The following is a 14,274-nucleotide window of genomic DNA, read 5'->3' on the forward strand; positions in this document are numbered from 1 at the left end:
CCACCCCAATGACCTTAATTTTTGATTAAGGTATCGAGATGAGGTATCAACCTGTTAACTATGATTTTTCATTATTTCCCGGCGCCACTTTCCTGGTTTTCAACTTTGCCTGTAGAAAATTTCAGTGGCGTTTTAGAACCTGCTGGAGATACGCGGATGTAGCCAGACATTTCCTGGTGTAACGCTGAACAAAAGTCCGTGCAATAGAATGGAAATACACCTGAACTTAATGGTTTCCATTTAAAAGTCTGTGTTTCACCTGGCATGATTAATATTTCAGCATTATTAGCACCTTTCACAGCAAAACCGTGCGGAACATCCCAATCCTGTTCAATATTTGTTACGTGGAAAAAGACATCATCTCCGACATTAACCCCCTCGATATTATCAGGAGTAAGGTGTGAACGGATTGCCGTCATGGAAATGTGCACTTCATTCCCTTTTCTTTCAACTTTGGTTTGACCTTCACCTTTAGCGGCATAAGGGTGTTCGTTTTCCTCAATCTTGTAGATCTTGAGGGATTTAGCTTGAATCAGACTTGCTGGTATTGCTTCTGCATAGTGTGGCTCACCCGTTGTAGGGAAGTCGAGCAGCAATTGCATTTTATCGCCAGAAATATCATATAGCTGCGCGGATTGTGTTAACTCAGGGCCTGTTGGTAGATAACGGTCCTTGGTGATCTTGTTATAGGCAATCACATATTTACCATGAGGTTTTTTGGTAGGTCCTCCTGGAACACTCAAGTGACCAATGGAATAGTAAGTAGGAACGCGATCAAGAATTTCCAATGTTTTGACATTCCATTTAACGATCTCGGATGACACAAACATAGAGGTATACGCATTTCCTTTTTCGTCGAACTCAGTATGCAACGGGCCAAGACCTGGTTTTTTAACTTCGCCATGAAGCGCAGCCTCATATTTAATCACTGGTATTCCGCTAAAATCGCCTTCAAACTCTTTATTGGCAATTGCATTTTGAATTTTTGTGAATGAGAACACAGGCATTGTAGCAGCAAGCTTTCCGCTTCCCACAATGTATTCTCCTGTAGGATCTACGTCAGTACCGTGAGGGGATTTAGGACATGGAATAAAATATACGATGTCAGGGAACTGGGTTATATCCAGAACCTTAACTTCATTTAAGATGGTAGATGTAGCCGAATGTTTCTTGTCATCATACACATTGTGGGCATAATTAGCTTTCTCTATCGTACCTTTTCCTTGCGCAATGTACTCCTCTGCTTTTTTCCAGTTTACAGCCATGATAAAGTCTTTATCTTTCTGAGAAGCATTTACTTCCAATAAGGTGTAGGCTTGCTCCGTGTTGTAGCATGAGAAGAAGAACCATCCGTGTGACGGGCCTTTGCCTGCACGGCTTAAGTCGAAATTAAAACCGGGAGTTCTTAACTGAAAGGCTATATTCATACGACCCGAACTTGAATCGACTTTAATGAAACTAATAGAACCTTTGAAGTTTTCTTTGTATGAACTAATAGGCACATCTTTATTGCCCATCGGAATACTGAACCTGGTACCCGCAATTACATACTCGGTGTTTTCTGTAATAAAAGGGGAGGAGTGATTACCACCGCTGTTAGGAATTTCCAGGATCTCTTCTGTTCTGAATGAGCTTAGACTGATGCGAGCCACGCGCGGGGTATTGTTACCGTTAGCAAAAACCCAGCGTCCATCATGCTCACCTTTGGTTGTTGAAATTGCTACGTGATGCAAATCATCCCAAGGCACAAAACCATGTGATGTATTTAACATCGGTTTTGTTTCTTCGCTATATCCATATCCATTTTCAGGAAACACGGAGAACACAGGAAGAATCTTAATCAACCTTCCTGAAGGTATGCCATAAACACTGAGCTGGCCATTGAAACCACCGGATACCAGATTATAGAATTCATCATACTTTCCCGGTGCAACATACACGCGTGAAGCTGCATCACCGGTAGTGGCATCTTCCGGCGCTTTCGGTTTACAGCTATAAATTGAGAACGCTGCTAGAATTCCAGCCGTTCCTATTAAAATTTTATTTTTCATTATATGTGTTAGTTAGTGAGATCTTCTTAGAAATTTCTTCTTGGAGATGATAGCTATTTTTCGCCATCGTTTTGCCGCATGAATTCAAGTACATCACGTGCATCACCCAATGATACATTTTGATTCGGCATTCGTGTCAAACACAATTCAAGTAGTTTTTGCGCTTCTGCGTCCTTGTCGAGCATAACGTCCACGTTGGTAATCATATTCATGATCCACTCAGGCTTTCTCTTTTTAGTAACATCTTTCCAACCTGGTCCTACTACCCGTTGATCATCAAGACGATGGCAAGCCTGGCATTTCATTTCATAAATGGCTTTTCCTCTTGGAATACGTTCTTGTTCGAGAGGTGTGTTTAAAGTCACCTCTTTAACTTGGCCAACACCTTTGCCTTCGTCGACATTTTCGATAACAGCGTCCTTGCCGCTTGGATGTTCCTGAGACTCGCCTTCTGTTTTGGGTTTTTCCGGACCGCATGAAACGAGTATCAGGCCCAGAATAACAAGAGAAATCAAATTTTTCATAGTTTGTGCTGTTAGGTTGAATTTGTTAGTTAGATATAATAGATAAAATAACGAGGTCGAATGTTTTTATCGATGCAAAGTATATGGTGCAGCTTTTAACCCTTATGATTCAAGTCATATTCGTGGTATGATTTGTATCAGCTTTAATACACTTAACGTAAGGTCTACGTGTAATGTCAACGAAAGCAACGCAAGATTAGCCTTAATAACTCTGTTAAGTTAGTTCGGATACATCAATTGATCAAAACTATTACGTATTTTTTGGGATCAAAGTGTAAAATAGACTCTCATAAACAATTCCCTGAGTAACTGTTTCGTCTACATCGCTTTACTGTAAATATTGTTCGCGGGAGTGTGTTGATCGACTTGTCTACGAAGATCAAAGGTGCTACAGATATTTCTGATAAATGCTCGTCCAAATTCAGTTACCTGAAATCCTTCATCATTTGGCGTTAAAATCCCTTCAAAACAGAACGTGTTCAATGTATGAAGAATAGATTTCTTGTTGATCATAGATAAATTGTCGCGGCTGATTTTACCTTGACACGCTACCTCAAGGATACATTTTTTGAGATGGAGGTCTTCATCTGTCTGAATATGTCCTTTGGCAACGGCCAGGCCATTACTTTTTAATGCCTGAGCATAGGTTTCAACTTTTTTCTCATTTTGAGCATAAGCATATTTTGCATCACTGATCGCCGAGCAACCTAGACCTATAAGCAAATCGGTCTCTAGCGTAGTATAGCCCATAAAATTGCGATGAAGTTTTCCTTGTTGCTGCGCGTGAAATATGGTATCGTGCGGCAGTGCAAAATGATCCATGCCAATGTCTTCATACCCATCAGCCTTCAGCATCGATCTTCCCGTTTCGTACAGCAATCTTTTCATCACATCTGATGGCAAATCTGCGTCCTCATAGCCCCGTTGTCCTGGTTTTATCCAAGGCACATGCGCATAGCTGTAAAATGAAATTCTGTCTGGCTTCAGTGTAAGAATTTTTTCGAAGGTGTTAATTACCGTTGATGGTGTTTGGAAGGGCAACCCATAAATCAAGTCGAAACTTATTGATTCGTATCCAATTGCCCGACTAACGTCAGTTACTTTTTGCAGATTTTCAAAAGGCTGAATGCGATGAATGGTCTTCTGTACTCTTTCATCGAGGTCCTGAACGCCAAAACTCACCCTGGTAAATCCAAGATCGAAAAGTGTCTGCAAATGTTCTGGTGTGGTATTGTTAGGATGGCCTTCAAAACTAAATTCACGCTCGTCATGAATTTTCGAATCCTTAAGCAGTGACGAAATAAGCCATTTCAAGTTTTCTGAGCTAAAAAATGTCGGCGTTCCACCTCCCAGGTGAAGTGCGCGTATGACAGGCTTCTGACCAAAAATAAGTTTATATTGTTCCCACTCACTCAACAGCGCACGGATGTATTTTTCCTCGACATTATGGTTCTTTGTAATGCGTGTGTTACATGCACAGTAAGTGCACAAGCTTTCACAAAAAGGAAGATGGATATATAGACTAATACCTTTAGTATCGTTTGTTTCACCAAAAATCCTTCTTACCGACGCAACCCATTTTTCATTCGAGAAATTCTCAGTGTCCCAGGATGGCATGGTGGGATAGCTCGTATAGCGAGGCACAGGCACATCATACTTTTTTATCAACTGGCTTTCTGAAAGCGTTTTAATCATGATGTAAAATTCACCATTTATTAATGGTCCATTCCTGAGGTGAATCAAATTGGTTTCTGATTTTTATCAGGTATTTCTGTTTTGCAGGTGTACAAAAACAGAAAGCAACAAACGGAAAGGATTGCTGAAAAAAGGAAGATAATTTGAGATGGCGTCACTCGAATGTCGGGCAAGAAAGAGCTCCACCAGGGTTGAAGAACTAACGTAATTTCGCTTCCAATAAAACCGATCAGAAATGTTGCAATGACACCCGGCAAGGCTTTGTGATATAGGAATTCTTTTTCGATATACCATACCAGCAGCAGGGCGGTGATAACGCCAATCAGTATTAAATGCAAATACGCAATTACGATGGGTTTGAGTTCATAAGCCAAAGCAGCAACACTTGGAAAAGCCGATAAAAATTGAAGAATCGTTTTGATCGAGAAAGCGAGTAGGGCTGTAACTAATAAAGGATAGGACGGTCTGCTAAAATGCTGTGTCATTTGCAGTTTCATTATGAAAGCAATGAGAGATGCCAGCACGTACAATTGGATCAAGCCGGCAAGACCAGCAATCAGGTTATACCCTAGCCCGGGCCTTGCCCATAGTACACTAAGGAAGTAAGCAGGCACGCAGGCAATAGCCATCCATCTGCCGATAGATTTTGCCTTTTGAATATCGTAATGAATTTGTTTTGTATCCAGTAGGTGAAAAAAAATACTGAATACACCAAACATAAAAAAGCCATTATATTGAAAATGTAAGTAATAGTAAATGGAGAAATAATACCACTGACTTTGACCTAATCCATTAGCCATGATGTAGCCCAATGAAAACGGACCGGCGGTTGAGATGAAAAAAAATATTAACGATACTCGTGCAAACCACACCGAAGTGCTCGATAAGGATGCAGTCTTCTTTAAAAAAAGAATAACAAAAGAGAGTGCGACGAACGTATGAAGCGTTGAGAAGATGATTGAGTATGTTCCATACCCCTGAATAGGGAACGAAATCATCATGGCTACTACTAAGAGTTGAGCCAGTACAAAAAGTATCTTAAAGATTTTCTGGTCAACGGGTTGTATATACGTAATCGTATAAGCGATGTACAAAACGTTAAAGACCCATCCTAAAAACATGGTGTGTGAATGCCCATGGAGGAAATAAGCGTATGTAATTCCTGGTGTGGGCCAAACAAATTGCCAACGTAAGAAAATTCCAAAAAGCGATGCCAGGAAGAAAAATAGCAGGGGAAGTCTAATGTAACTTAGCATGCTGCCTTCTGTACGTTAAGGTGGCTATGGTAACAAAGTAAGCAACAATTGCTAATGCACTTATTATACCCGTCATTTTGCGCCAGTGAGTTGCCATAAATGCATCCGCGAAAATTCGTATCAGCCATGAACTCTGCAACACGAAAAGCCACAGATATAGAATTTTATGAAAAGGTTGTACACTGCTTCCCAACACACCTGGTAAAATAATCGGACCGTGCGCAAAGATCATCGAAAATACGAAGCCCAGAAAGAAAGTATGCACAATTGCATCATAGGCCAGCATTTGCTCGGAGCGCGTCACAAAAAGTATTCCTGTCAGAAGCAATGCCAGGTATCCACACAAAAGCGAGATGGCAACAAATTTTGGTAAACCGTTTTTTTTAATGGTTATGCCAATAAGATCATTTCTCATTAGCCAAATAGAAGTAGCGACTAACGAAAGACCGGATACCATATTACCAATGCCATGAAAAGAAATGCCTACGCCAATTACGAATGAAACGAGAAATCCAACAAAGAATTTTTTCTTGAGCGCGCTCACCGGAAGAAATCGAATCAGCTCCAGTCGTTCAGCGGTGATCACGAACAAAATAAATCCTAACCACCACGGAAACGCAAGTGGATAAAAGTTTTTAGTTAGTAATAATATATTTCCAATGAGCCAGTTAATCGCGCCTGCCAACATTAAAGTATAAATCAATGAGCGTTCGCGAATCAAGTAAATAGTGAATACAAGTATGAGTCCCGAACTGGCAAGTATCAACAGCATGATGGACCATAATGGCTGATTAATAATAAAAAACAGAACACTCAACGCACTGGATACAGGTATCAGAAACAATACCTTTTTTTTGAGTGGAATTATTTTTTCGATCGATATAAGCGTGCCTAAAAAACCACCTACCATAATCGCACCGTGATGTGCTGTGGCTGGAAGCACGAATAAATCCCAGCCTATTCTGCTTAAGCCTGTCCAAAGTCCGGTAATGAGACAAAGGAGCGCAAGTGCTATGAATGGAATTCGTGAGACTTTGATCATTCAGCCTTATTGTGGATAATTAATGAAGGTAAAGATCGGATTCTTTTTTGTAAGTAGGCCGATCCTAGCGGAACAACCTACTTATCCTTAGCTTCCTTCTTCTTATCCTCAAACAACATTCTTACGGACGGGGTATACGTATCGTCATATTGGCCGCTTTTCATGCTCCAATAAAATATCGCCAAGAATAGTATTGCAATAGATAAACTAATGAGGATTAAAATGACAATGATACCCATAACTTTAATAGACTGTTCGTTCAAATTCGTAAGAATGAAAGCGTTCGAATGCTGCACGTTCCAAGGCTTCACGATGATTGGGATGTGCGATAGAAATCAATGCTTTTGCCCGCTGACGCATATTTTTTCCATACACGTAAGCAACGCCATATTCTGTTACAATGTAATGTGCATGTGCCCTTGTTGTTACAACGCCGGCACCTTCTTTCAGTGATGCAACAATTCTGGAAACGCCATTTGCTGTGATGGAAGGTAATGCAATGATTGGTTTTCCGCCTTCTGATAAGGAAGCTCCCCGGACAAAATCCATCTGTCCTCCAACACCGGAATAGTGATAAGTTCCAATCGAATCCGAGCAGATTTGTCCGGTGATATCAACTTCAATGGCACTGTTGATGGCTGTCACTTTTGGATTAGTCCGGATGACCGCCGTGTCGTTCACATAGTCTATTCCCAGTGCAATGACGGAGGGATTGTCATCAACAAAATCATACAGTTTACGACTTCCCAATAAAAAGGAAGTGACCGTTTTTCCGCGATGTTTTTTCTTATGCTGGTTGGTAATAATTCCTTTTTCTATTAATGGAATTATTCCATCAGAGAACATCTCTGTATGTACTCCAAGTTCTTTATGATGCGTTAGACTTGCCAACACAGCATCTGGGATTGAACCTATACCCATCTGAAGGGTGGCGCCGTTTTCCACCAACTCCGAACAATGTAGCGCTATGCGTTGTGAAATTTCGTTCGGCGCACCGCACTGCACTTCTGGGAGCTCTTCCTCAGCGTAAACCATGGCATCAAATTCAGTAGTCTTCACAATACCGTCGCCTAACGTGCGGGGCATTCGCGGATTTACCTGTGCGATAACATGTTTAGCTGTTTTCACAGCACTTGCAGCGATATCCACCGATGTTCCTAACGAGCAGTATCCATGCTTATCGGGCGGCGACACCTGCACCAGCGCAACATCCAGCGGCAAGATATTTCTGCGGAAAAGAATAGGAATTTCACTGAGAAAAATGGGTACATAGTCTCCTCGGCCCGCATTCACAGCTTCTCTGATATTTTGGGAAACGAACAATGAATTGATTCTAAAACTGTCCTTATATTTTTTGTCGGCAATAACAGCGTCGCCTTGTAAGCTGATGCTGACAATTTCGACATTCCATAACTCGGAAGAACGCTCAGCAAGTTTTTTTAACAGAAAATGTGGAGTGGCTGCGCCACCATGGACAAAGACCCGTTGGCCTGGTTTAATGGCTTGTAGTGCTTCTTCAGCTGATATATAGTTCATGATAAATTTTTTATGTTTTTTAATTTTCTTTTCGCGATAAAATTGACTGCAACTGACGAGAATCCTACCACGCTAATGCTGCTTATTGGCATTAGGATCGCTGCAACAAGCGGTGTAAGATACCCCGTAACTGCGAAACTTAATGCTATTGCATTGTAGAAAAACGAAATAGCAAAACCTGTTTTCAGGATAACAGATGAAGCGCGCGCGAGTTCAAGATATTGATCAAGCATGTGCAGTTTTTCGCCTAAAAGAATGCCATCACATGCCGGCGTGAATACGCCGGTGTCATCCGTTATCGCTATGCCTACATCGCTTTGTTTAAGTGCACCTGCGTCGTTTAAGCCATCTCCGATCATCAATACCTTTTTTCCTTCCCGCTGGAGTTGTTCGATATATCGCAACTTATCGTGAGGACTTTGATTAAACAGAAGACTTGAAGCAGTATTAAACAACTTCTGCATCGATCCGCGGTCTGAATCGTTGTCTCCTGAAAGTAAGCTCGTATTTTTATCGCTCAGCCTCTCAAGCATGGTTTTGAAATTTGGCCGTACAGAACTTTTAATATTAAAGTAACCGTAGACCTCATTATCAATGGATACGAAAACATGTGTCCCCAACGGATTGGCTTGGGTTATTGATCCTGTGAAAGATGCAGATCCGATTTTATAACGCTGGCCATGAATGATGCCCTGAATTCCCTTGCCTGAAAACTCTTTGAAATCTTCTGCAGTTTCGGTAGAAGTTACTTTGATTGACTTGGCAATCAGCACACTCAAGGGGTGGGTGGAATAACTCGTTAACAATTTTATGTGCCCAAGTTGTAAAGGAGTTAAATGTCCTTCAAATTTAATTTCAGGCGTGCGCCCGTGCGTAACCGTTCCTGTTTTATCAAAAACAACGGTATCAACACTGGCTAGCTTTTCAATGATATCAGCATTTTTTAAATACAGGTTATTCCTGCCGAAAACGCGAAGCATGCTTCCAAAGGTAAAGGGAGCGGCCAACGCCAACGCACATGGGCATGCTACCATTAGGACTGCAGTCAGGACGAGCCACATTTGCGACGGATCATATACCTTCCAGTAAATAAACGTCACTACTGCGATGGCTAACACCACCCACGTAAATCTGCGTGCAGCCGAATCGATAATTTTCTGATATTTGCTTTCACTAATCTTTTTAAATGCGTCATTGTTCCACAAGCTTGTCAGGTGGCTTTGTGAAGTCTTCTTTTCAACGACGAGGTTAACTGGAGTACCAATTAATCTTCCGCCAGCATACACCAGTTCACCTTGCAGGACTTTAACTGGCTTCGCTTCACCCGTAACAAAGCTATAATCGATGTAAGCAAACGCATCCAACAGTGTGCTGTCGGCTGGGATAATTTCCATATTTCTGACACGAATTTGATCACCCCTGTTCAAATCATAAATCACAACAGGCTTCCATTCATTTTTCACAAAACGGTTTATGGCCAGTGGAAAATAAGAGGTGAAATCCCGATCGAAGGCAAGGCTTTCATAAGTCTTTCCCTGAAACCAGCGCCCAATTAGCAAGAAGAACACTAATCCGGTAAAGGAATCTAGATAGCCAGGACCCGTGGCTGTAATAATATCATAACTGCTCCTGAGGAACAAAGCTATTAACCCCGCGGCTATGGGTACATCAATATTGATTTGTTTGTCTTTAAAACTTCGCCATGCCGACCGGACGTAGCCGAATCCGCTATAGAAAAATACTGGTATTGACAACGAAAAATTAAGCCACGAAAAGATTCGCATTAAGTTGTGATCGGAGTGATCCAAGCCCAGGTATTCCGGAAAACTGAACAACATGACATTACCGAAACAAAAACCGGCGATGGCTAGTTTTAAGATCAGTTGCTTGTTGACTTGAGGCTTAGCGCCTTGATCGGCATCAAGGTTAATCTGTGGAGTATATCCAACTTCGCTTAACGTCGCAGCTACCGTACTTAATTGAACCTGGCCAGGGTCAAATTCAACATCCACCAATTTACGTGCAAAATTTACCTGCGATTTGAGAATCGCAGGATTAAGTTTGTGCAGGTTTTCTAATAGCCAGATACAAGAGATACAATGTATTGCTGGTACATAGAATTTTACACTGGCGAAAGTCGGTGAATCGAAGTCAATTACTTTCTTGCGGATATTTTTTTCATCCAGGTATGCGAAGGCTTCTTTGTTTGTGGCACCGACGGTGTTACCTGGATTTCTATCAAGGGTGTAGTATTCGCAAAGATCATTTGAGTCAAGAATTTCGAACACCGTCTTGCAGCCATAGCAACAAAAAGGCTTATCATTTAACCAAAGTGGTTCTTCACACGTCTGCCCGCAATGATAACATTTGAGCTCGCTGCCAACTTCGACTTCTACCATAATATGTTAAGATTCTACCGGTTCGTTTTTTAACGTGTAGGTCCAGAGAAGGCTTTCTGTATGATTGGCAACATCTTCGGCTACACTTCCATTAATAAGATGTGTAAGCCCTTTTCTGCCATGCGTTCCCATGGCAATAATGTCGCCTTTCACAAATTGAGTAAAGTGAATAATGCCTTCTTCTTCGTTGGGGTGATTAAAGATATTTACACTATAATCTTTAAATGCAAAACGTTTTGCGAAGTCATGTAACCGCTGCTGTGTTACCACATCAGAAGTAAAATTTAATGGTGTGTTGATCCACACTAAGTGTAAATGTGCGCCAAAGAAATTTTGCAGGGCTTTTACCTTAGCGATCAATTCGCTTTGATTTTCTGTGTCAAGTGTATTAGGAAAAACAATATTTTTAATTGGCCCTTTGTAATAGTCTTTTGTAATTAAGACGGGAACTGGCGCTTTGCGAATCATTTTCTCTGCGTTCGAACCTATAAAATACTCGCGCAAGCCGCTGGCTCCGTGTGAACCCATAATGACGAGATCGATTGCTTCGGCTGTTATTACATCCAGAATCGTTTTGGAAGGAACACCAAAATCCACTTCCCATTTTACCTTAACTCCCTCCCTTGAATACTTGTCAGACAACTTTTGAAATTGCTCATTGGCTTTTTGACGTAACTCCTTTAATAATTGCTCTTCAAAATTGAGAACCGGCATAAGCACAGTATCATGCATCACAGGAAGCTCAATAACATGCACCAGTTGGATGGTGCCTTTCGAACGTTCAGCTACGTCTAAAGCGAATCTGAAGGCATTTACGGCCGGTTTCGAGAAGTCGCAAGGAACAAGTATTTTTTTCATATTGAGAGAAGTTTATATGACAAAAATATATTGCGGGCATTTCTGCCTGCTTGATGGGGGTCAGGGCGAAATATGATTTATGTCAGGTCTGGAATTCAATAAAAGTTGATAATATTGACCTTGGACCTTTTACTTTTGGAGATTTCTAACCGTATGAGCAAGTTGTTAATACATCTAAATAAAGGGCCATTAAATGAACTTGTAACTACTAAAACGAATGGATGTAAGAGTGAAATTTCTCGGCGGAACCGGAACAGTAACAGGATCACGGTTTTTGCTTGATATTGGTGATTTCAGACTTTTGTTTGACTGCGGACTTTTTCAGGGCCTAAAGGAATTGAGACTAAGAAACTGGGAAGTATTTCCTGTTGATGCGTCATCCATTCATGCGGTGATCATCAGCCATGCCCATATTGATCACACCGGATATTTGCCAAAACTTATTAAGGAAGGTTTTAAGGGTCCTATTTATTGCACGCGACCCACAGCCGATTTAATGGAGTTGATGCTCTTGGATTCGGCCAAGCTTCAGGAAGAAGAAGCATCTTATGCATATGCCCATAAATATTCAAAACATGCCGTGCCGTTGCCGTTGTACACTTCTGAAGATGCGCAAAATGTCTTGCCTCTGATAAAAGATTTTCACTTCGATGAGGTCATCAAGATTAGTGAGCGGATAGAAATTATTTTTAAGGATGCGGGACACTTGTTGGGAGCTGCAATTACAGAATTGTTTATTAAGGGCGACAATCAAAAAAAGAAAATTGTCTTCTCCGGGGATCTTGGAAGAAGTAATGATTTCATGTTAAGACCGCCGGCAGTTATCGATGAAGCTGATATACTGTTTGTAGAGTCCACTTATGGTCACAAAGACAACCCTGGGGGAGATCCGGCGACAGAGCTTACGAGAATCGTAAACGATACATTTAAAAACAATGGCGTGTTGCTGATTCCTGCATTCGCCGTTGGACGGACGCAATTATTATTGTACCATTTGCACATGCTGATGGAAGAGGATAGAATTCCAGACGTGCCAGTATACATTGACAGTCCCATGGCAACTTCTGCGACATATTTATATTACAAGTTTCCGAAATACCACAAAGTAAAATTCAATCAGTCCCAATTCGCCAGGCAGTTGGAAACAAACATGCTGGTGTTTGTAAAAAATTCAAAGCACTCTAAGGCGCTGAATGAAATCAAAAGCCGCGCTATTATTATTTCTTCCAGCGGCATGATGACCGGTGGGAGAATACTGCACCATATGTATCATCGGTTGCCAAATAAGCAAGATACGCTGTTGATTTCAGGATACCAGGCTGCAGGAACACGGGGTCGTCGCCTTGTTGACAAAGAACCTACCATTCGTATTTTTGGCGAAGAAGTGGCGGTCAACTGTAAGGTTGAAAACATGAGTTCCTTTTCCGGACATGCCGACCGCGAAGAATTATTTGGATGGCTTAAAAATTTTAAGAATCCGCCGAAAGTTACGTTTACCGTGCATGGCGAAAATCCGGGTCTTTCGATTTACGCCCAGGCTATACGCGATCGGATGAAATGGAATGTCGTTGTGCCTGAATATTTAGAATCAATGCAATTGTTTCAAGGAATATAACTCGCATGTTTATCCAAGTCAAGAACTGCCACGAATCGTACGTTTGTGTTAGTTCTTGACTTGGGCATTAGCGTTAATGGCTTTTATTAAAAGTGTCCTCTTGCGTTACTTAAAGCGAGCATGCAGGGATACTATATTTGAAACCAATCCTGTTTTTCTTTCATAATGACCGTACCGGATTTCAATCATTTTCCAACGGTCCAGGCCCAGTATCCCATCCGTTGAGAGCATGCGAAATCCTAATCCTGCAAAATGGCTGTCGAACTTGGAAAGGTCATAGTCACTGGAATAGAATGGCGTGGTCTTTTCATGTGTCCTATATGGAGCGAAATAACTTGCGCCTGATTGGGTGTAATACCTGTAGAATGGTGTTACAGAAATAAAAGGTGTAATCTTGACGGCGGTTTCCAGTTCTGCGGTATGCGCTGTTAACTCCCAGTCATCCCAATAATAACGGTAAAAGGCGCGGAGAACAACACGGTCGCCGATGAAGTAATTTCCTCTTAATCCAATAGGGATTTTGAAGCGGGACCCGGGCAATAACTCAATTGATTCTGTATTGTCCGTGAAATAGACCCGGTTAAAGGGTAGGCTCAGATACCCTTCCTGATACGCAAGGTCTAATAACAGCATGACTTGCAAGCGCGTATTAATCACCTGGGACAAACCGATAGAAGCATTGTAGGTATTTCGGGATGTTAGTCCGGTAGGTTTTGATCCACGAAGTTCTATCGGATAGATAAGCGTGAGCTGGTCTTGAAACGTTTGCAACCGAAGGCTTACCTGCCGGTTATTATCTTTTGAATTTTTTGTGGCATTGATTCCGGCACCAATGGAATAATAATCATATTCAAAAGATCCGGCCAGTGTAGCACCAATAGAAGTTTTTTTCTCATCGTTTGTGCGCGCCCAGCTAAAAGAAGGGTAGTAGCGTTGATCCTGCGAAGATGCTGAAGAAATTGTAGAGGGATCAATTTTATCTGACGAGGCCGAGGTATAAGAATCCATTCCCAATTCTGCGACAAATGTATTAAGTCTGTTTTTCCGGTCTTTGCGACTCAAATGAATGTCAATTACACTCACAAAGTCAGTTAATCTCTCGGAACCAACGCCGCCCGTAACCGCTGCGTTGTTACCTTCCTGTTTATAGTAACTTGTGACAAAGTTAACCTCGTCGACGTTTAATTTCCTTGTCGCATAATGAGAGGTGTCTGAAGGAGCTTGATTAAACTGAGAAAATGCACTTACAATGGAAAGGTAAAATGCAATAATGATGATAGGTATCCGGATCATAACGC

The 14,274-nt window shown here is 41.5% G+C and carries 11 protein-coding genes; 1 reads left to right on the forward strand and 10 read right to left on the reverse strand.

Going from position 1 to position 14,274, the window contains the following annotated elements:
- Window positions 1–71: 71 nt before the first annotated feature.
- From nosZ to P2W71_RS09525, 9 genes are all read right to left on the reverse strand, one after another.
- Window positions 72–2,051 (reverse strand): Sec-dependent nitrous-oxide reductase, encoded by a 1,980-nt coding sequence (gene nosZ, locus P2W71_RS09485; protein WP_276370121.1) that lies wholly within the window; start codon window positions 2,049–2,051, stop codon window positions 72–74.
- 53 nt (window positions 2,052–2,104) lie between these two features.
- Window positions 2,105–2,575, reverse strand: a complete 471-nt coding sequence (locus P2W71_RS09490; RefSeq protein ID WP_276370124.1) for a c-type cytochrome — start codon at window positions 2,573–2,575, stop codon at window positions 2,105–2,107.
- A gap of 318 nt (window positions 2,576–2,893) precedes the next feature.
- Window positions 2,894–4,270 (reverse strand): oxygen-independent coproporphyrinogen III oxidase, encoded by a 1,377-nt coding sequence (hemN, locus tag P2W71_RS09495; protein ID WP_276370126.1) that lies wholly within the window; start codon window positions 4,268–4,270, stop codon window positions 2,894–2,896.
- A 44-nt stretch (window positions 4,271–4,314) separates the two neighbouring features.
- A complete protein-coding gene (locus P2W71_RS09500) occupies window positions 4,315–5,526 on the reverse strand; it encodes a hypothetical protein (RefSeq protein ID WP_276370129.1) in 1,212 nt (403 codons plus the stop codon).
- The gene (locus P2W71_RS09505; RefSeq protein WP_276370132.1) at window positions 5,510–6,568 is read right to left on the reverse strand and encodes a hypothetical protein; all 1,059 of its coding nucleotides are present in this window, start codon (window positions 6,566–6,568) and stop codon (window positions 5,510–5,512) included. Before P2W71_RS09505 ends, P2W71_RS09500 begins: the two co-directional genes overlap by 17 nt.
- Before the next feature lie 77 nt (window positions 6,569–6,645).
- Entirely contained in the window at window positions 6,646–6,807 is a 162-nt protein-coding gene (gene ccoS / locus P2W71_RS09510) for a cbb3-type cytochrome oxidase assembly protein CcoS (protein WP_276370135.1), read from the reverse strand.
- Between the two features lie 4 nt (window positions 6,808–6,811).
- Complete coding sequence (locus P2W71_RS09515; protein ID WP_276370138.1) at window positions 6,812–8,104, reverse strand: acetyl-CoA hydrolase/transferase C-terminal domain-containing protein; 1,293 nt, start codon at window positions 8,102–8,104, stop codon at window positions 6,812–6,814.
- On the reverse strand, window positions 8,101–10,503 hold the full coding sequence (locus P2W71_RS09520; RefSeq protein WP_276370140.1) for a heavy metal translocating P-type ATPase metal-binding domain-containing protein: 2,403 nt from the start codon (window positions 10,501–10,503) through the stop codon (window positions 8,101–8,103). Before P2W71_RS09520 ends, P2W71_RS09515 begins: the two co-directional genes overlap by 4 nt.
- Before the next feature lie 6 nt (window positions 10,504–10,509).
- Complete coding sequence (locus P2W71_RS09525) at window positions 10,510–11,361, reverse strand: universal stress protein (protein ID WP_276370143.1); 852 nt, start codon at window positions 11,359–11,361, stop codon at window positions 10,510–10,512.
- Between the two features lie 217 nt (window positions 11,362–11,578).
- Between P2W71_RS09525 and P2W71_RS09530 the strand changes: the two genes are divergently transcribed.
- Window positions 11,579–12,976 carry an MBL fold metallo-hydrolase gene (locus P2W71_RS09530; RefSeq protein WP_276370146.1) on the forward strand — a complete coding sequence of 466 codons (1,398 nt, stop codon included), beginning with the start codon at window positions 11,579–11,581 and terminating at the stop codon, window positions 12,974–12,976.
- A gap of 105 nt (window positions 12,977–13,081) precedes the next feature.
- On the opposite strand, the gene P2W71_RS09535 is transcribed toward P2W71_RS09530, so the two are convergent.
- Complete coding sequence (locus P2W71_RS09535) at window positions 13,082–14,269, reverse strand: DUF3570 domain-containing protein (RefSeq protein WP_276370149.1); 1,188 nt, start codon at window positions 14,267–14,269, stop codon at window positions 13,082–13,084.
- Window positions 14,270–14,274 lie beyond the last annotated feature (5 nt).

This window comes from Chryseolinea sp. H1M3-3, from assembly GCF_029360725.1.
Taxonomy (GTDB): Bacteria; Bacteroidota; Bacteroidia; order Cytophagales; family Cyclobacteriaceae; genus Chryseolinea.

Excerpts from the sequence above, each read along its gene's own strand:
- nosZ (WP_276370121.1), bottom strand. The coding sequence starts at position 2,051 with ATGAAAAATAAAATTTTAATAGGAACGGCTGGAATTCTAGCAGCGTTC.
- P2W71_RS09490 (WP_276370124.1), bottom strand. The coding sequence starts at position 2,575 with ATGAAAAATTTGATTTCTCTTGTTATTCTGGGCCTGATACTCGTTTCA.
- hemN (WP_276370126.1), bottom strand. The coding sequence starts at position 4,270 with ATGATTAAAACGCTTTCAGAAAGCCAGTTGATAAAAAAGTATGATGTG.
- P2W71_RS09500 (WP_276370129.1), bottom strand. The coding sequence starts at position 5,526 with ATGCTAAGTTACATTAGACTTCCCCTGCTATTTTTCTTCCTGGCATCG.
- P2W71_RS09505 (WP_276370132.1), bottom strand. The coding sequence starts at position 6,568 with ATGATCAAAGTCTCACGAATTCCATTCATAGCACTTGCGCTCCTTTGT.
- ccoS (WP_276370135.1), bottom strand. The coding sequence starts at position 6,807 with ATGGGTATCATTGTCATTTTAATCCTCATTAGTTTATCTATTGCAATA.
- P2W71_RS09515 (WP_276370138.1), bottom strand. The coding sequence starts at position 8,104 with ATGAACTATATATCAGCTGAAGAAGCACTACAAGCCATTAAACCAGGC.
- P2W71_RS09520 (WP_276370140.1), bottom strand. The coding sequence starts at position 10,503 with ATGGTAGAAGTCGAAGTTGGCAGCGAGCTCAAATGTTATCATTGCGGG.
- P2W71_RS09525 (WP_276370143.1), bottom strand. The coding sequence starts at position 11,361 with ATGAAAAAAATACTTGTTCCTTGCGACTTCTCGAAACCGGCCGTAAAT.
- P2W71_RS09530 (WP_276370146.1), top strand. The coding sequence starts at position 11,579 with ATGGATGTAAGAGTGAAATTTCTCGGCGGAACCGGAACAGTAACAGGA.
- P2W71_RS09535 (WP_276370149.1), bottom strand. The coding sequence starts at position 14,269 with ATGATCCGGATACCTATCATCATTATTGCATTTTACCTTTCCATTGTA.